This is a genomic window from Polaribacter sp. AHE13PA (genome assembly GCF_019278505.1).
GTDB lineage: Bacteria > Bacteroidota > Bacteroidia > Flavobacteriales > Flavobacteriaceae > Polaribacter.
Window position 1 is genome coordinate 1,108,560 of sequence record NZ_CP058985.1, and the last position, 18,253, is coordinate 1,126,812.

General features: G+C 30.1%; 14 protein-coding genes. 8 read left to right on the forward strand and 6 right to left on the reverse strand.

The annotated features are described in order from the left end of the window. Positions 1–249: 249 nt before the first annotated feature. Positions 250–2,109, reverse strand: coding sequence for a radical SAM protein (locus H0I28_RS04820; protein WP_218760736.1), 1,860 nt, complete (start codon positions 2,107–2,109; stop codon positions 250–252). Positions 2,110–2,330: 221 nt separating this feature from the next. Between H0I28_RS04820 and H0I28_RS04825 the strand changes: the two genes are divergently transcribed. The 7 genes from H0I28_RS04825 (at position 2,331) to H0I28_RS04855 (ending at position 10,984) form a co-directional block, all read left to right on the forward strand. Then, positions 2,331–3,650, forward strand: a complete 1,320-nt coding sequence (locus H0I28_RS04825) for a hypothetical protein (RefSeq protein ID WP_218760738.1) — start codon at positions 2,331–2,333, stop codon at positions 3,648–3,650. Beyond that, the gene (locus tag H0I28_RS04830) at positions 3,651–5,420 is read left to right on the forward strand and encodes an ATP-binding protein (protein WP_218760739.1); all 1,770 of its coding nucleotides are present in this window, start codon (positions 3,651–3,653) and stop codon (positions 5,418–5,420) included. Between the two features lie 211 nt (positions 5,421–5,631). Beyond that, positions 5,632–6,351, forward strand: a complete 720-nt coding sequence (locus H0I28_RS04835) for a tRNA-uridine aminocarboxypropyltransferase (protein WP_302850269.1) — start codon at positions 5,632–5,634, stop codon at positions 6,349–6,351. 193 nt (positions 6,352–6,544) lie between these two features. Continuing rightward, a complete protein-coding gene (locus H0I28_RS04840) occupies positions 6,545–7,150 on the forward strand; it encodes a YbhB/YbcL family Raf kinase inhibitor-like protein (protein ID WP_218760741.1) in 606 nt (201 codons plus the stop codon). A 7-nt stretch (positions 7,151–7,157) separates the two neighbouring features. Continuing rightward, a complete protein-coding gene (locus H0I28_RS04845; RefSeq protein ID WP_218760742.1) occupies positions 7,158–7,808 on the forward strand; it encodes a peroxiredoxin-like family protein in 651 nt (216 codons plus the stop codon). Between the two features lie 36 nt (positions 7,809–7,844). After that, a complete protein-coding gene (locus H0I28_RS04850) occupies positions 7,845–8,369 on the forward strand; it encodes a thioredoxin family protein (RefSeq protein WP_218760743.1) in 525 nt (174 codons plus the stop codon). 257 nt (positions 8,370–8,626) lie between these two features. Continuing rightward, positions 8,627–10,984 carry an ATP-binding protein gene (locus H0I28_RS04855; RefSeq protein ID WP_218760744.1) on the forward strand — a complete coding sequence of 786 codons (2,358 nt, stop codon included), beginning with the start codon at positions 8,627–8,629 and terminating at the stop codon, positions 10,982–10,984. 104 nt (positions 10,985–11,088) lie between these two features. On the opposite strand, the gene H0I28_RS04860 is transcribed toward H0I28_RS04855, so the two are convergent. The 5 genes from H0I28_RS04860 to H0I28_RS04880 form a co-directional block, all read right to left on the reverse strand. Next, positions 11,089–13,530, reverse strand: coding sequence for a M1 family metallopeptidase (locus H0I28_RS04860; protein WP_218760745.1), 2,442 nt, complete (start codon positions 13,528–13,530; stop codon positions 11,089–11,091). Between the two features lie 368 nt (positions 13,531–13,898). After that, positions 13,899–14,441 (reverse strand): DUF4252 domain-containing protein, encoded by a 543-nt coding sequence (locus H0I28_RS04865; protein ID WP_218760746.1) that lies wholly within the window; start codon positions 14,439–14,441, stop codon positions 13,899–13,901. Positions 14,442–14,559: 118 nt separating this feature from the next. Continuing rightward, on the reverse strand, positions 14,560–15,066 hold the full coding sequence (locus tag H0I28_RS04870; RefSeq protein ID WP_218760747.1) for a DUF4252 domain-containing protein: 507 nt from the start codon (positions 15,064–15,066) through the stop codon (positions 14,560–14,562). 42 nt (positions 15,067–15,108) lie between these two features. Further along, the gene (locus tag H0I28_RS04875) at positions 15,109–15,531 is read right to left on the reverse strand and encodes a hypothetical protein (RefSeq protein WP_218760748.1); all 423 of its coding nucleotides are present in this window, start codon (positions 15,529–15,531) and stop codon (positions 15,109–15,111) included. Beyond that, positions 15,518–16,027, reverse strand: a complete 510-nt coding sequence (locus tag H0I28_RS04880) for an RNA polymerase sigma factor (RefSeq protein ID WP_218730443.1) — start codon at positions 16,025–16,027, stop codon at positions 15,518–15,520. Before H0I28_RS04880 ends, H0I28_RS04875 begins: the two co-directional genes overlap by 14 nt. 144 nt (positions 16,028–16,171) lie before the next feature. Here H0I28_RS04880 and H0I28_RS04885 point away from each other — a divergent pair, with 144 nt between their 5' ends. Further along, positions 16,172–17,668 (forward strand): S41 family peptidase, encoded by a 1,497-nt coding sequence (locus tag H0I28_RS04885; protein ID WP_218760750.1) that lies wholly within the window; start codon positions 16,172–16,174, stop codon positions 17,666–17,668. The last annotated feature ends 585 nt before the right edge of the window (positions 17,669–18,253 follow it).

Sequence of the window (18,253 nt, forward strand, 5' to 3'; positions counted from 1 at the left end):
AAAGTAATCTGTTTATTTTGAGTAGTATATTATGAGATTGCTTCGTACCTCGCAATGACAAATGGACTGTCATTACGAGGACGATAGGACGAAGTAATCTGTTTGTTTTGAGTGATACATTATGAGATTGCTTCGTAACCTCGCAATGATAAATGGACTGTCATTACGAGGACGACAGGACGAAGTAATCTGTTTGTTTTGAGTGATACATTAAGAGGTTGCTTCGTTCCTCGCAATGACGTTGAAAAACTACTCTTTCAAGCATTTTTCAATCAAATTACTTTCTAGCGTTATTCTAGGAACCTTAAAATCGAAATATTTGTGCAGCGGAATTTCAAATCCTTTGTGATTTAAGTAGTTGTTTAAAGCTGAATTTAAACCCTCGCTATATAAATGATGCTCTGCTCCTGTTGGATCTTCGTGATATAAATCGTTTTCTGCAAATCCTTTAAATTCTGGACCAATAATATTAATCTCAAATTCGTCTGGGTTTTTACCAACCGGACTGTGGCTTGTGCACGCAAATTGATGCCAAAAAGCAGACTGAATGCAATTGTTGTAAAATAACTGACGTACCACTTCTAAAGAATCGATGGTTTCTTGCGCTGTTTCTGTAGGAAAACCAAACATTAAATAGGCATGTACCATAATATTTTCATCAGAAAAGGCTTTGGTTACCCTTGCAACTTGTCCGATGTCAACTCCTTTTTTCATTTTCTCTAACAATCTATCAGAGGCAACTTCTAATCCGCCAGTAACCGCAATACAACCAGATTTAGATAATAATGCGCACAATTCTGCATTAAACGTTTTCTCGAAACGGATGTTGGTCCACCAAGTAATGTACACTTTGCGTTCTAGCAACTTGTTTGCCAAGGCTCTTAACATTTTTGGTGGCGCTGCTTCGTCTACAAAATGGAAACCTGTAATTCCGGTTTCCGATATTATTTGTTCAATTTTATCTACCAAATCATCGGCAGTGGTGTTTTGGTAATTGCTAATATAATCTAGATTTACATCACAAAAAGAACATTTTTTCCAGTAACAACCGTGAGAAATGGTGAGTTTGTTCCACTTTCCGTCAGACCACATTCTGTGCATCGGATTCATTACATCTAAAAAAGACAAATATTTTTCCGTTGGCAAACCAATATAACTTGGCGCTGGTAAATTCTTATGATGAAATATCGTGTTGGGCAATTTATTTGCATACACAACTTCGTTATTTCTACAGATATAGGTTCTTTCTAGCTGCTCCTCGCCTATTTTTCCGTCTAAAAATTCTGTGATTCTTAACAACGGACCTTCGCCATCATCTAAAGTGATAAAATCTACAAAATCGAAAATTCTAGGATCCGACAAACGTCTTAATTCGGTGTTGCAATAACCGCCACCCATTCCTATTTTTATGTTCGGATAATTCTGTTTGATAAACTGCCCGCAACGCAACGCAGAAAACAAATTACCCGGAAAAGGAACTGTAAAACAGATTAAATCGTACTTGTTTTCTTGTAATTCTTGGTCTAACAAATACAACATTTCGTCTTCTATCAGCGTCGTTTCAAACTGCAAACAGTCGTCTAACTCATCGAAACTAGAAGCTGCTCTACCTATTTGTTCTGCATAACGTGTAAACGAGAAAAACTCATCTACATTGGCGTTTATAAAATCGCCCAGTTCTTCTACAAACAACGTGGCAATGTGTTTGGCTTTGTCTAAGATTCCTAATTTCCCGAATTCGGTACTTAAATCTTTGTCTAATTTTATGCGTCGGTGTCCGTGTGGCAAATAATCTTTATGCACAATTTGATACGCTGCCGTAACTTCTTGCACACGCAAATAGTTCATTACAGAATCTACTTTATTAATGTATTCTTCCTTTTGTTGCCAAACCAAAGGCAATTCTTTACCACCTAGCATTTCTGCTTGTTTAAAAATAGCATCTATAAATTCTTTGGTAAACACTGCCGTAAACAACTCGATACTTAAATCTATTTGTGTTGTTGGTACCTCTTTAGAATCTAAAAATCCTTTAATGTAGGCTGTTGCAGGATATGCAGTATTTAACTGTGTAAATGGTGGAGTTACTAGAAGTGTGTTTATAGACATAAATAAAATAAAGTGCAAAGATACTACCTCATTTAGGAAAAGGGCAGAAAAGTTTTATTGGTTTTTGTTGATGGGGATTTGGAAGGAGGTTTTTGGTTGATAAGTTGTTATAACCTGCTTTTTAACTTTTGAATTTTTTGAATGGAAAAGGTTAATTTTGTTAGGAGCGTTTATGAAAATTAAAATTTTGAATTAACCTTAAAGTCAATTAAAAAAAAACTATGAGCAGGGAAGCTGATTATACAATCAAAGGATTTATCTATCAATTCAATAAAACTCTTGAACAAGTATTATCTGAACCAAATGGAACTGAAATAACTGTAGAAGGAATTATAGAAGATATTGATGTAGTATCAGCTGGATTGACAAAAGCAATTCAATGTAAATATCACGAAACAAAAGAAAAATATAAATCATCTGACATTTCAAAACCAATTTTGCAAATGTTAGTTCATTATGCTAAAAATAAAGATAAAAACATTCAATACATACTTTACGCTCATTTCTCAGATGAAACTGAAGGTGAAAAAACAATTTCTAAAAGTGATATTGAAACAATCCTAAAATCAAAAGACAAATCTTATCTCAATTATATTTCTGAACTAAAACCGCCAAAAACAGAAGCAATAAAAGCACTTCTATTAAAACCTAAAAAAAGTGCAGAAGACATAAAAAAAATTACAACATATTATGGTACAGCCACTGATTTGGAGCTGAAAATTGATATAGATAACTTTTTAAAACCTGAAAGTTTTAAGTTTATTATTGGAAAGTCTTTTGATTCGTTAATAATAGATATAAAACAATTACTAGAAACTAAAAGTGGCTTTACAAAAGTTGATATTGAAGAACTATTTTATCCAAATGCTATCCAAAAAATAGCTAATAAAAGTATATTACATAATCCAGAGGACAGAAAAATAAACAATACTAACTTTATATCAGGTTTAGAAAAAAGTAAAAAAACAGCAATAACGAGATGGACAAGGGAACTTTTAACATATTCAAAACTTTTAACAAAAAGAAGAAGTCAGTTAAAATTGAACTTACAGGCTAATCACAGACAAAGATACTTTCTATTCAATGAATCAAATATTGAAGATTTTGAAAATAAAATCGTGAAGTTTATTTCAGAGTATATCAGTAAATATCATTATAAAATTAAACTCCATAGTAAAACACCTGTTTTCTCCATAAAAACGGAAAACGATAATTTAATCCCGCAAATAGAAAGTAGGCTGCACCAAAAAGGATTGAAATTTCAAAATGGATTAAAAGGGAATGACTTTTTTCAAGGCGAGTTTTTAAGAGAACCTACAATCATTAGCACAAAAAACTGGAGAGAATTCCAACTAAGGATTTGCAATTATAATATTGATTCAGCCAAAGCTATAAACACTAAAAAAAGTGATGACCTTTTCTTAATTGGTAAAGAAGACTTTGAGCAAATAGACAAACAAGATATAAATATTGAAGTTTTAGAAGTATCTAACCTAAATGAACTACAGTACTTATTAATGCTAACTGACAATTTTGAATAAATGGAAAATAAGGAATTAATAAAAATAGGAACTGTCATTGAAAGTGCTTCTAATTCAATTATGATAAGAATTGAAAATGATGAGACATTTGAAAAGAACAAACAAGCAATTCAAATAGGTAAGTATCTACAAATTAAAGAGGGAAACCATAATTACGTAATCTGCGTCATTCAGAGCATAAAAATTAATGACGACAATAATAAATATATAATCAATTCTCAACCAATTGGTATTTTCTCAGAAGGCTTCAAACAAGGTAGCTCGATTCTGCCTTCACCAACAGAAGAAGTATTTATTGTTTCTAAAGATGTTATGAGTAAAATTTTTAGCAAAGACAGTGATTACTCATTTAAATTTGGTGAATTAATTCAAAATAGAGAGATAAATTTACATATAAATGGAAATAGTTTTTTCAGCAAACATATTGCAGTTGTTGGTTCAACGGGTTCTGGAAAATCTTGTACAGTTGCTAAAATTCTACAAGATGTTGTTGGTATAAATAAAAAAACTAACTTAAATAATGGTAATCAAAAGAATGCACACGTAATTATTTTTGATATTCATTCTGAATACAAATCTGCATTTGAGATTGACAGTAAAGAAAATTTCAATCTTAACGCTCTTGATGTTGACAAGTTAAAACTTCCATATTGGTTAATGAATTCTGAGGAATTAGAATCATTATTTATAGAAAGTAACGAACAGAACTCGCATAACCAAGTTTCGCAATTTAAGAAAGCTGTCACACTAAATAAAGAAAAACATAATTCAACACTAAAAAACGTAAATTACGACACTCCTGTTTATTTTAATATCCAAGAAGTTTATAATTTCATTTGCAATAAAAATAATTTAACTGTTTACAAAAAAGGAGACAAACTTTTATTAGCTACTTTATCATTTGAAAAAGAGTATTCGGAAAATGACTTATGGAATGAAATAATTTTTGAAACATCTACAGCAAATAGCAAACACGCTACTTTTGGAGAAAAAGTTGCCAAATATGGTGGTTTCAATGGTGAATTTGAAAGATTTATTTCTAGATTGGAAACTAAAATAAATGATAAGCGATTAAGCTTTATACTCGAACCAATTAAAGATGATCGCAAATTATATAAAACAGATGATTTTGAAGAAATACTCAAACAATTTCTTGGATATTTAGATAAGTCGAATATTACAATAATAGATTTAAGTGGTGTTCCTTTTGAGGTACTAAGTATAACTGTGAGTTTAATTTCAAGATTAGTATTTGATTTTGCTTTTCATTATTCAAAGTTAAGACACAGTACTAGTGAATTAAATGACATTCCGTTTCTAATAGTTTGCGAAGAAGCTCATAATTATATTCCTAAATCTGGTGGTGCAGAATACAAAGCTTCAAAAAAATCAATCGAGCGTATTGCAAAAGAAGGTAGAAAATATGGATTAAGTTTAATGGTTGTTAGTCAAAGACCTTCTGAGGTTTCTGATACTATTTTTTCCCAATGCAATAACTTTGTTGCTTTAAGATTAACTAATATTAGCGACCAAAATTACATAAAAGGACTATTACCCAATAACGCTAACTCAATTACTGACATATTACCCACTTTATCTGCTGGAGAATGTTTAATTGTTGGAGACGCAACACCTATGCCGGCAATAGTGCAAATGGAAATGCCTGACCCTGAGCCAAAATCGGAAAGTATTAAATTTCATAGCCAATGGGAAAACGAATGGACAGATGTTACATTTAGTGATGTAATAAAAAGGTGGAGGAAAGAATAACAGATTTATTTTAATAATGAAATTTATCGAAATATTAGATGCTTTCTTTTAAACAAAGATTATTTTTTGTAATCATAATTGATTACAATGTGCTTTGCTTTTACTCCTTTTTTGACCCAAAAAACTCTAAATTTGTTAGTTACGTTTATAAAAAAATCTAACGTTAAAATACCCCTATAAACATTATCTTTAAATAGAAAAAAACCACACCTTGCCTCTAACTATAAAACAACCCAGAATAAAATGTTACAAATGCATGCGATCATCAAGCACGTGTATTTGCAAATACATTAGTTCTTTGCAGACCAAGACACGTTTTATTATTTTGATGCATCCAAAGGAGTACAAAAAAGAAAAAAAAGGAACGGGATTTATGACGCATCTTCAACTTGAAAATTCAGAAATCATCGTTGGTGTCGATTTTACGAATCATAAACGTATCAATGAGATACTTACAGAAGAAAATAGTACCTCTTTCTTATTGTATCCTGGCAAGGATAGTTTTAATTTATCAACAAGAAAAAGTGCAGAAATACATACGGTTATAAATACGAATGCTAACATTTTTATTCTAGATGGCACCTGGCCTTGTGCTAGAAAAATGTTGAAACTAAGTAAAAACTTGCAAGCCTTAAAAAGAGTGAGTTTTGACAACAAGATAACATCAAAATTTATTATCAAACAGCAGCCAGATCCTCTTTGTTTAAGTACTATTGAGTCAGTTTATACAGTTTTAAATTTATTAAAGAAAGCCGAATTAGAAAAATGCGATACCAAAGACTTTTTAATTCCTTTTGAAAAAATGATTGCTTATCAACTAGAGTATACGCTAGACCCAACTCATAAAAACTATTGCGCTACAGAAAACAGTACAGAAATTTCTAAGAATCTGTATAAAAAACCAACAGAAAGACGTGTTATTTTTGAATAGCAATTTATAGATTTACAGTATCGATACCATTTTATACGCTGCTAGATATTTTCTTTGTTAAAACTTCCTTAAGACTATTGACTCTTGTGGTTTTTTAACTGAAAAACCTTAAATTCGTTAATGCTTACGCTTCATTAGTGAAACGATTTTATAGCACCTCACGGATTACATCACATTATTAAGAGATCTTAAAATGGCATCAAAAAAAAGTATCCTATTCATCATGGCAATAGCTATTATTTCGTTGCAATCTTGTCAAAAACAGACTTCCACTTTTAAAAACTACGACGATTTTAAAACCATTAACGCAGACTTTATAGTAAACAGTAAAGCTGTTGTAAATGGCGAGTTGTTAGCCGCTTACAAATGCGAAGAAAAAGTAAAAGATGTAGAAAATTCTATCCCTTTATCTTGGGCTAATGTACCAGAAGGCACCAAATCTTTAGCGGTTGTAATGTATCATTATCCTAAAAAAAATAATATTGATGAAGTAAACTCGTACTTACTTTTATGGAACATTGATCCATCGGTAACTTCTATTCCTTACAAAATGGCCAACAACCCCAATTGGGTAATGGGAGCAAATAAAGACGGAACCGCAATTTCTTACACTTCGCCTTGTTCTCGTGGCCCAGGAAAACACACCTATACCATTGCGTTATTTGCGTTAAAAGAACCTTTAAAATCGCTTCCTAAAAAGAGTTCTGTACTTGTAAATTACACTACATTTATGGAAGCCATTTCTAAAGTTGAAGTGCTAGACAGAACAAGCTTAACATTTACAGATTTAAACGAATAATATAAAAATGAAAACTTTAAGAGAACAAACAGATGCTAAAATAGCAGCAGGACGAAATGCAAAACCAGACTTTATGAAAGGTGTTGATGACGTTATTGAGAAAGCAAAAGCTTTTGAAGAAGGAAAAAATGCACTTAAAGTTGGCGAAAAAGCACCCAATTTTACGCTACCAAACGCTGAAGGAAAAATGATATCCTTAGATATATTATTAAAAAATGGCCCCGTTGTAATTACATTTTATCGTGGCGATTGGTGTCCGTATTGCAACTTACAATTAAGAGCATTACAAGCTAGATTACCCGAAATTCATAAACTTGGCGCAAGCTTGGTTGCTATTAGTCCGCAAGTACCAGACGGTTCCTTAACCAAAAGTGAAATTAGCGAAATGGATTTTACGGTATTATCCGACCAAGATGCAAAAGTAGCTACAGTATATGGTGTTGCTTGGAAAGTGCCAGAATTTTTAGCAGAACACATGCGTGCAGACCGAGGTTTAGATTTAGATAAAGTAAATAACGGAGATGGAAGTATATTGCCTATTCCTGCTACTTTTATTTTAGGGAAAGATGGCGTTGTTACTTGGAACTATGTAAATGTAGACTACAGATCACGCTCTGAACCAGAAGAAATTATTGAAGCTTTAAAAAAGCTGTCTTAAATTATTTATATTTGAATATCACTTTAAAAAAAATCCATGAAAATTAAAATTATTACCCTTTTTATCACCGCTTTATTAGCTGTTAATTTACAAACATCTGCACAAGAAAGTACCGATGTTCTATTAAAAAATGCACAAACAATAGCTAAAAAAGAAGGAAAAGCTATCTTTATAAAGTTTGAAGCTTCTTGGTGTGGTTGGTGTCATAAAATGACCAAAGACATGAAAGCAGAAACCACAAAAAAGTTCTTTAATGATAATTATGTAATGGTGCCTGTTGTAGTTAAAGAATCTAAGGATAAAAAACATTTAGAAAACCCAGGTTCAGATCAATTATTAAAGCAATACAATGGCGATACAGCAGGTTTGCCTTTTTGGGTTATTTTAGATGCAGACTTAAAGGTAATTACCAATTCTTATGATGTGAATGGTAATAATTTAGGTGCTCCAGGAAGTGCAGCAGAAGTAACAGTATTTATTGAAAAAATAAAGAAATCTGCCAAAAAAGTTACGGAAAACAATATTGAAAACATTACAAATCAATTTGTAATGAAAAAATAAAAACCAGATTCAACACGGTTATAGTACAAAATAGGCATCCAACATTTTAGATAATGTTGGATGTTTTCTGTTAAATCCCTTTTCTGTTTTCAGTAAAACAAACTATACAAAATATTTTACAGTATAAAAGTTTTACTATAAATTTAAAAAATTAAAAGATATTAGGTTTTTCAAATAATAAATACCCTATTTTTTTAAAATTTAAAACCGAAATTTAAAAAGATTAAAACAGTTTTTGTTTCCTTAAAATAGTAAGAATGAAATTTATACAAATTAAAAAGCTACTCCTATTTTTCATTCCATTATCTGTAATAACGTATCTAGTTATCGATAATTATTATACAATTATTACTGAAAATCAATTGGAGATTATTAAAAATGGAGCTGCTAATGATTTGAATTCTAAAGGAATTTTAATTAATGATATGTATAAATATCTAGCAAAAGATATTGATATTATTGATTGGGAGTACAAAAAAGATTTTGCGTTAGATTTAGAACCAAATAAAGACAAATTAGAAGACCTTTTTCTTCATTTAGCTAATTTACAAACTACTTATGATCAAGTTCGTTTTATAGATACATTGGGTAATGAAATTGTTCGTGTAGATTTTGATAGTATCAATGCAGCAAAAGTTACAGCGTTTAAGAAGCTTCAAAATAAAAGTGATCGTTACTATTTTAAAAATGCTCAGAAATTAGAAAAAGATGATATCTATTTTTCTGATATTGATTTGAATATGGAATATGGTAAAATTGAAACCCCATACAATCCAGTGCTTAGAGTCGCTAAAAAAGTATATACCACAGATGGAAATTGGAATGGTGTATTGATTATCAATTATTTTATGGACAATCTGTTTCATAAATTATCTACTCAGAGTAATCTAGAATATACCAGTTTTGAACTAAGAACCGAAGAGGGATTCAACTTAGTTTCAGAAGACACACACAAGAACTTTAAGCACATTACGTCTAGTTCTGATAGTTTGGCGTTATACAATACAGATCAAGAATTTTGGAGTGAAATTCAGAAAAATCCGGTTGGAAATTATGCTTCTAAAGATGTGCTCTATCTTTATGAAAAATTAAAAATAGATAGCAATAGTACCAAAAATAGTAATTATAAAGCCAAAACATCATTTTTACTTATTCATAAAATAGATTTAAAAAAAGTACAAGCCTCTCAGTTTATTTATGTTTTCTACAAATGGTCTTCTTTTATTATTATAATCATTTTAATACTTTTAGTGTTATTAGGAATTCAATATTACAATCATAAATTGCATGTTCAAAATAATTCGTTACAAGGTAAAAATGATGAATTAGAAAATTTAAAAAATAAACTTCAAGAAACTTTAAGAATCAAATTAGATGAATTAAACCTGACAGAGAAAAAGTTTTATTCGATCTTTAATAATGCAGGTATTGGAATTACACTAATCGATTTAGCAGGAAAACCTGTATTTACAAACAAAAAATTAATAGATGTTTTAGGATATTCAGATAAAGAACTGAAACAAATGACTTTTTCTGATTTTACATACCCTGATGATTTAGAAACCGATTTGATTCAATTTAATAAGTTAATAAATAGAGAGATAGATTCTTACAACATAGAAAAACGATATGTACGTAAAGATAAAGAGGTTATTTGGGGTGATTTAAACGTTTCTCTATTACTTAATGACGAAAACGAAATTATAAATGTAATAGGTGCTGTTAGTGATATTACAGAACGTAAAGAAGCACAAAAAGAAACTAAAAACCTTAAAAAAATAATTCACAGTCTAAACTATATTGCAACAGTTTTAAAAATTGATTCTACAGAGAATATTTCTGAAGTGAATGAATCTGTTAATTTAGTAAAATACATAGAAAAGCAATCGGAAGATATTTTAAATGCCAACAAAGCAAGAGAAGAGCTTTTAACAAATTTAGAACACAAAAATACCGAGTTAAACAACTATGCACATATTGTTTCACATGATTTAAAATCGCCTTTAAGAAGCATTTATACCTTACTGAATTGGATTCAAGAAGAACCTGAAAATACATTAACAGAAGAAAGCAACATGTATGCTCAATTAATTTTAGAGAACCTAGAAAAAATGGAATCTCTAATTACGGGAATCTTAAGTTACTCGAGTATAGACGATGATAAAATGTCTGAATACGAGATTAATACGCATGATTTGGTGAACGAAATTGTAAAATTAATTCTTGTGCCAAAATCTATTGAAATCAAGATAGATCAAAACCTTCCTATTATTAATGGGAACAAGCATCGAGTTCTTCAAGTATTTCAGAATTTAATTCAGAATGCTATAAAAAGTATCACGAATGAAACAGGTAAAATTGAAGTTGGTGTAAAAGAAATGCCTGATTTTTGGGAGTTCTATGTAAAAGATAACGGAAAAGGAATTGAAGAAAAATACTTCAAAAAAATATTTGAGCTATTTCAAAGTATAGATGAGAGTGAAACTAAATCAGGAATTGGGCTTTCTATTGTTAAGAAAGTAATTCATTTTTACAAAGGAGAAATTTGGGTTAAAAGTGAAGTTGCTAAAGGAACTACTTTTTACTTTACGCTTCCTAAGATTTCAAATAAATGAAAAACACTTTTAATATCCACTTTGTAAAGTTGATAAAACAAAAAAATCTAAGCTTATTAAGCTTAGATTTTTTGTTTTTAAGAGACTGTGTTAAAAAGGAATCGTTATAATAATTTTGCCATTCCTTCTTTTATAATTTCTGTATTTCTAACTTTATTATCTGTGTCTTTTGCCTTTTGATCGCTTATCATGGTTCTCATTAAATTGATAACCACTTTATCAAAATTAAAGGACTTATATTGATTTCCTTTAACCACCATATCATCTACTAAATTCTGAATTGCCTCAGAGTTATTACTTTCAGAGATTTGTTTAAATGCTTTTTGATACAAGCTTTTTGTAGCATCGTCTCCTGTTAAAAACATACCAGATAATACGCTTTTTGCTATAAAAGGCAATTCGTTTTCGTCTTTTTCTTCAATGTAAATACGTGTTAAAGGCGTCGCTAATATTTTTCTAATTTCATCTGGTAATTCTCTAGACTTGGCAACTGCTGTTGGTTTGTCTATATAATACATGGCAACCAAAGATTTTCCTATTACAGAATACGATTTACTTTGTAAGCCTTTCTCGAAAATGCCTTTTAATTCTGGATCTGTTAATTTACCCAAAGTTTCAATAGCAGTTGCTTGTACTAATGTTTTCTCATCATTATTTGCCATTTGCATTATTTTATGAATGGCATCTTTTTTAGAAAACTTATTTATTAAGTCGATTTTCTGTAAAGCAAGTATTCTAATTTTGTAAGAAGCATCACTCATTGCTCCCTCAACTGCATTAAATGCATCTTTTTCTTCCTGTTTCTTAGCTACTTCTAATAAAGCTTCTCTTCTATGTTGATAGTTCTCTGCATTTTTTAACTGAAAGATATAATCACTTAAAACCTTGTTCTCTGTTATTTCAGATAGCAAAACTCCATCAGCATTTATCTGAATTAACGTTGGTTGTTTTGTATAAGGAAACGTAAAAGAAGCGTCATTTCCATTTACAAAAACGTTATGTCTTGTTTTTTTTCCGTTTTCGAAAATATCAATGGCTAAAGGAAATTTAAACTCATTTACATTTAACTGTAAAAGGTTTACAGTTACTTTTTTCTGAATGGTATTGTAGTCATAAGAAACCTCAATTCTTGGGTGTCCTGCTCCAAAATACCATTGGTTAAAAAACCAGTTTAAGTCTTTACCAGTTATTTTTTCAAAAACCAATCTTAATTGATGAACTTCTGCTGCTTGGTATTTATTTTCAGTTAAAAATGTTTTTAATCCTAAGAAAAAAGCTTCATCACCTAAATAGTTTCGCAACATATGTAAAATAGCGCCACCTTTATTATAGCTCACTAAATCGAACATATCTTCTTTATCAACATAGTTAAAACGAACCAAATGTTTATCTGTATTTTGTCCGTCTAAATACGCCTGACTATCTTCAAATAAATGCATGTCTGCATCTAATTTTCCGTACTTATGCTCTCTCCAAAGGTATTCACTGTAATTTGCAAAAGACTCGTTTAACGTTAAATTAGACCAACTTTCTGAAGTAACCAAATCTCCAAACCAATGATGAAAAAGCTCGTGTGCAATGGTGTTTTCTTGTGTGTTTTCATCAATTAATTGACCTGGTGTTTGGTAGGCTTGTTCCCCATGAATTACTGCTGTTGTATTTTCCATTGCACCAGAAACATAATCTCTACCTACAATTTGGCTATATTTATTCCAAGGATACTCTACTCCTAAGATGTCAGAAAAGAAACCAATCATTTCTGGAGTTAAACCAAAAATATCTTTTGCATACGGAGCATATTCCTTTTCTACATAGTAATCTACAGGAATATTTTTATACGAATCTTTAATAACCTCATACTCTCCTACTCCCATAAAAAATAAGTAAGGCGCATGTTGTTGATCCATTTTCCAATAATCGGTTCTGTTTGTTCCGTTTTTAATTGAACTTTCTAATTTTCCGTTAGAAAGTGTCACAAACTTATCTGGAACCGTAATATAAATTTCTTGGGTAGTTTTCTGATTCGGACTGTCTATGGTAGGAAACCAACAGCTGCTTGCTTCTGTTTCACCTTGCGTCCAGATTTGTGTTGGCTTGTTTTTGTCAGAACCATCAGCATTTATAAAATATAATCCTTTAGCATCGGTTATTGCAGCACTTCCTTTTTGTTGTACTTTTTCTGGACGTGCAGTATATTTTATATAAAGTGTAAACTCTTCGTCTTTTTTATATTCTTTTGGTAGGTCTATAACAATGCTTGCATCATCATAATTATAGTCTAATTTCTTGTTATCTAAAGAAACTTGATGAATAACCATCGCTTTTGCATCTAATGTAATTTTATTAGTTGCATAAAAGTGAGGTTTGGCAGTAACCCAAGCTTCTCCATTTAGCTGTTTTTCATTGAAGTTAAAATCAACCTTTAATTTTGTATGAACTAGATCGTTAATTTTATCTCTTTCTGGTTTATACGTAGTATAGGTTTGAGCAAAACTGATCGTACTCACTAAAATTAAAACAATAAACAGCACTTTTTTAATCATCATAAATTATATTTTCGTAAAGTTTCAAAAGTAATAAATATTACTAGTGCAATTCGTTAATTAGCCGTTAAATAGTTGATGTTACAGTTGCTGTCTGTTCTGTTTTATATCTGTGATGTAAAAAAAGGAATCAAAAGAAAAAAAAACTTGTAATTTTGTTATTTTAAATGAAGAGAATAACTACATAAAGTTAAGTGTAAATTGGTTTTATTTATGTTTACATTTTAATTTTCATAGAAAGGACAATTATAGATCTCATTCATTTTTTAGAATATTTCTTATCCTTTAAAATAGAAGTAATTAATTCGAAGGCAAAAAAAAAAGCTGTAATTTCTAATGAAATTACAGCTTTAAACTTATTATAAAAAGATTTATTTACCTTTAAAAATGGCTCTAAATTGCTCTAAATTTACGTTGTCACCATCAAATTTAACGTTGTTCATCATTTCTATAATTTTAGCAGGATTCATATTGTCGCCTAATAAACGGGCAACTCCTACTCCAATTTCATTACCGTAACCAAAAGCAATTACTTCATCGATAGATTCTGTATCCCCAGTATAGTAAAGACTTACGTTCATTCCCTGTGCTTTTAGAGACATCAAAGATTTATAATCTTCATTATCTTTAAAAATACTTTTTAATTTAGTTTTCTCAACTTCATACGCAGCTTCATTTCCTTTAATTGGCAAAGCTACTACGTTAACTTTTCGGATACTTTTTAACGTTTGTTTTACTTCGTCTGAAACAACTTCCGATTTTAATTGCAAAAAGCTTGTAGGAATATCTACAGTTATAAAACCTGATTTTTCTTGACTTTCGACTAAATATCCTTGTAATGATTTTTCATTTTTACATGAAGTAATCATCAAAACAAGTAATAAAAGTGAAAGTATTTTGGTTATATTCTTCATAATTTATTTTAAGTTTTTGTTGATAAATAATCTTTTTGAGCCCAGTTGAAAATTACCTCTATCGTTTTAGAACTGATAAAGTTCTCAACTGCACTCAAGAAGACATTATTTTAATGATTTAATTTTTAGAAAAAGTGTCTGCTAATTCAGACATTTTATTAATATCTATGTTTCCTGTTAAAGAAACAACAATCGCGTCTGCCTGTCCACTTGTTTGTTTATCAACACCTTTAATAAACATTAAAACTTCACTCACATAATCTTTATTTGGTGTAGATTGTACGTAAATTTTTACACGAGAATTATCGTCTTTAATACGCATTAACTGTGTTAAATTCTGCTTCTTAATTGCAGCATTTGCCATTGACTCCATTTTATTTGCGATGTCTGTATCTTTTGTAGAAAACATTTTAAATTCTTTTAAATCTTGAATCATTTGAAAGACTTTCATGCCTTCGTTATCATCTACTTTAACATTTTTAAACTTAGAAATTAATTCAAAAGCATCTTTGGTAACTACTACCATGTCTACTCCGTTCATATCTTCTAAAGTGTCAAAAAAGGACTGTGCGCTTGTTACCATTGGGGCAACGACTAACGCTATTAATATTGCTATTTTTTTCATAATTTCTGTGTTTACTTGGTTTTACTATTGTTACTTGGTTTTTTATTTTAATATTTTTTTTACGGTATCTTCATAAGTATATAAGGTTGCCACCGCTTGCTCTCCTTTTTGAAGGTTAGATGATAAAAGCATTAACCCTTTACTTATTTGCTCGAATTGTTTTTTAGCTTGGTATCTTTTGTATTCTTGCTGACCAATAAATACACTAAATAATAAGACTACAGACGCTGCAACAGATAACCATTTTAAGTTTCTCTTTTTAGATTTCTTAGGTTCTAACTCAATGGTTTTTGTGTACGTTTCATCTTTGCTTGTAGCAAAATAATTAAACATGTATTCGTATTCTTGCAAATGTGGTGCAACATTCCCTCCTGTGAAATAGTTTCTTAGGGTTGTTTCTTCTTGCAAAGACGTTTCTGCGTTTTCGTATTTTTCTACTAATTTTTCTATGTTAGCTAACTCCATAGTTATGTTTTTTAATTAATTGTTCTCTTATTGTTTTTCTTGCTCTAGACAATGCTACTCGTACTGCTGTAGGTTTCATATCTACCATTTTGCAGATTTCATCAAAATCATATTGTTCAATATCTCTTAATTGAATAATAATTTTTTGTTGCTCTGGCAATGCTGCTATCAATTGGTGCACTTGGTTTACACTGTCTCGATGTTCTACTTGCTTATCTAAAGACGTATCTTTTTCTTTATAATTACTGTGTATTAATGTTAAATTACTTGCTTGTTTACTTTTTAAACGATCATAACAATAGTTTTTTGTCATAGTCATAGCAAACGCTTCAACATTTTTATAATCAGCAATCTTTTCTTTGCTTTTCCATAATTTAAAGATCAGCTCTTGTGTAGCATCTTCAGCTTCTTCTGTAGAAACTAAAAGTCTTTTTGCTAAACGGAAGACTTTATCCTTAAAGGGTAAAACAACTTTTAAAAAGTCTGACTGGTTCATTTGGTTTGGTTGATTTTTGGTGTAAACTGATTTATAATATCGGGTTTACATAATTAAGACGATACACAATATATTTTGTTACAACATTTTTAAAAATAATACTATTTCTTTTTATCTTGCGTTGTATTCTATAAACATAAATTTATGAAGTTTAAATTATTCCCTAAAATAATATTTGTTTTCATTGTTTCTCTACTCTTTATTAACTGTGATAAAAGTGAAGATGGCATTCCAACTGATTTAGAAATTGAAAATTTTGTTTGGGGAGGTCTAAATGCTTACTATTTATGGCAAAGTGATGTTCCTGATTTGTCTGACTTACGTTTTAGCAATCAGAATCAATTAAATAGTTACTTAGAAGGTTTTTCATCTCCAGAAAATTTATTTGATAATTTATTATATACAGCAGAGAATGGTTATCCTGCAAATGAAAAGGGTTATGATCGTTTTTCTTGGATTGTTGATGATTATGTTGCTTTAGAAAATGCTTTTCAGGGAATTACTGTAAGCAACGGAATGGACTTTCAATTATATTTAGAAAACGGAAGTACTACCAATGTTTATGGCGTTGTTAGATATGTAGTACCTGCTTCTGATGCAAAAACACAAGGAGTTTTAAGAGGTATGGTTTTTAGTAGTGTTGATGGAACTCAAATTACAGCTAATAATTATCAAAATTTATTATTTGGTACAAATACAGATTACACCATTAATTTAGCCGATTTTAATGGTGGAAACCCAATTTTAAACGGTACTTCTATTGCTTTAAGTAAAATTCAATTACAAGAAGATCCTGTTGCAAAAGTTGAAGTTTTTGATGAAGGAGCAAATACAATAGGATACTTATTATACAATCAATTTGCAAGTTCTTATGATAGTGAATTAAACGCTGCTTTTGGAACTTTTAAGGCAAGTGGAGTTACAGATTTAATCGTAGATTTACGCTACAATGGTGGTGGTTCTGTACAAACAGCTACTTATTTAGGTAGTATGATTACTAAGCAACCAAATACTACTATTTATTCTCAACAAATATGGAATGAAAAAGTAATGGAAAATAATGACCCTAGCAACTTTTTAAATTATTTTACAGACAGATTAACAAATACGGATGAAAATGGTAATGTTATTTTAGATGAACCTATTAATAGTTTGGGGCTTTCTACCGTTTATTTTATTGTTACAGAAGACACTGCTTCGGCATCTGAATTGGTTATAAATGCTTTAAGTGCTTATATTGATGTAAAATTAGTGGGTACACAAACTGTGGGTAAGCAAGTAGGTTCTATTACATTGTATGATTCTGATGACTATAGAAGAAATGGCGCTAATTTAAACACCAATCATACCTATGTAATGCAACCTATTGTTTTAGAAATAAAAAATGCAAATGGAGAAAATAATCCTAATGGATATACTGCCGAATTTCAATTAGCAGAAGATTTTGGTCAAGATAGTGGTGTTATAAATTTAGGTGTTTTAGGAGATAAAACAGAACCTTTATTAGAAAGAACTATTCAATATATAACTACTGGAGCTAGATCTACAGGAAAAACGATAACTACTTTCAATAAAAATAAAATTACCAATTCTAAATTACAAAGACCTTTTGCAAACGAAATGTATGTAGATTTTAAATAATTAGAATTGAAACTTATAAAAAAATCAGCTAGCGAGAGCGTCCCGCTCGTGCTTCTACATAATATTTATTTATTCAAAAAATAATAATTTAAAACATTATATATCAGATTTTTGTAATTTTCTTTTTGACTTTTTTGTTATAGTGTCACGAGCGGGACGCTCGCGCCAGCAGCAGATAATGATATTAGCTTCTAGCTTAAAATGAGTATAATTGATATTGAAAAACAGAGTGTAGCCAATTAGTAGATTCTATAAATAGTTTTAATCAATAATAACATGCATTTAAGTTAGCGCGAGCGTCTCGCTCGTATTTCTACGTAATATTTATTTATTTATTTATTTATTTATTTATTTATTTATTCAAAAATTATTAATTTAAAACAGTATATATCAGCTTTTTCTAATTTTCTTTTTGACTTTTTTGGTATAGTGTCACGAGCGGGACGCTCGCGCTAGCAGCAGATAATGATATTAGCTTCTAGCTTAAAATGAGTATAATTGATATTGAAAAACAGAGTGTAGCCAATTAGTAGATTCTATAAATAGTTTTAATCAATAATAACATGCATTTAAGTTAGCGCGAGC

Bases quoted from the DNA above. Each gene is read 5' to 3' on its own strand.
- H0I28_RS04820 (WP_218760736.1), bottom strand. From the start codon at position 2,109: ATGTCTATAAACACACTTCTAGTAACTCCACCATTTACACAGTTAAAT.
- H0I28_RS04825 (WP_218760738.1), top strand. From the start codon at position 2,331: ATGAGCAGGGAAGCTGATTATACAATCAAAGGATTTATCTATCAATTC.
- H0I28_RS04830 (WP_218760739.1), top strand. From the start codon at position 3,651: ATGGAAAATAAGGAATTAATAAAAATAGGAACTGTCATTGAAAGTGCT.
- H0I28_RS04840 (WP_218760741.1), top strand. From the start codon at position 6,545: ATGGCATCAAAAAAAAGTATCCTATTCATCATGGCAATAGCTATTATT.
- H0I28_RS04845 (WP_218760742.1), top strand. From the start codon at position 7,158: ATGAAAACTTTAAGAGAACAAACAGATGCTAAAATAGCAGCAGGACGA.
- H0I28_RS04850 (WP_218760743.1), top strand. From the start codon at position 7,845: ATGAAAATTAAAATTATTACCCTTTTTATCACCGCTTTATTAGCTGTT.
- H0I28_RS04855 (WP_218760744.1), top strand. From the start codon at position 8,627: ATGAAATTTATACAAATTAAAAAGCTACTCCTATTTTTCATTCCATTA.
- H0I28_RS04860 (WP_218760745.1), bottom strand. From the start codon at position 13,530: ATGATGATTAAAAAAGTGCTGTTTATTGTTTTAATTTTAGTGAGTACG.
- H0I28_RS04865 (WP_218760746.1), bottom strand. From the start codon at position 14,441: ATGAAGAATATAACCAAAATACTTTCACTTTTATTACTTGTTTTGATG.
- H0I28_RS04870 (WP_218760747.1), bottom strand. From the start codon at position 15,066: ATGAAAAAAATAGCAATATTAATAGCGTTAGTCGTTGCCCCAATGGTA.
- H0I28_RS04875 (WP_218760748.1), bottom strand. From the start codon at position 15,531: ATGGAGTTAGCTAACATAGAAAAATTAGTAGAAAAATACGAAAACGCA.
- H0I28_RS04880 (WP_218730443.1), bottom strand. From the start codon at position 16,027: ATGAACCAGTCAGACTTTTTAAAAGTTGTTTTACCCTTTAAGGATAAA.
- H0I28_RS04885 (WP_218760750.1), top strand. From the start codon at position 16,172: ATGAAGTTTAAATTATTCCCTAAAATAATATTTGTTTTCATTGTTTCT.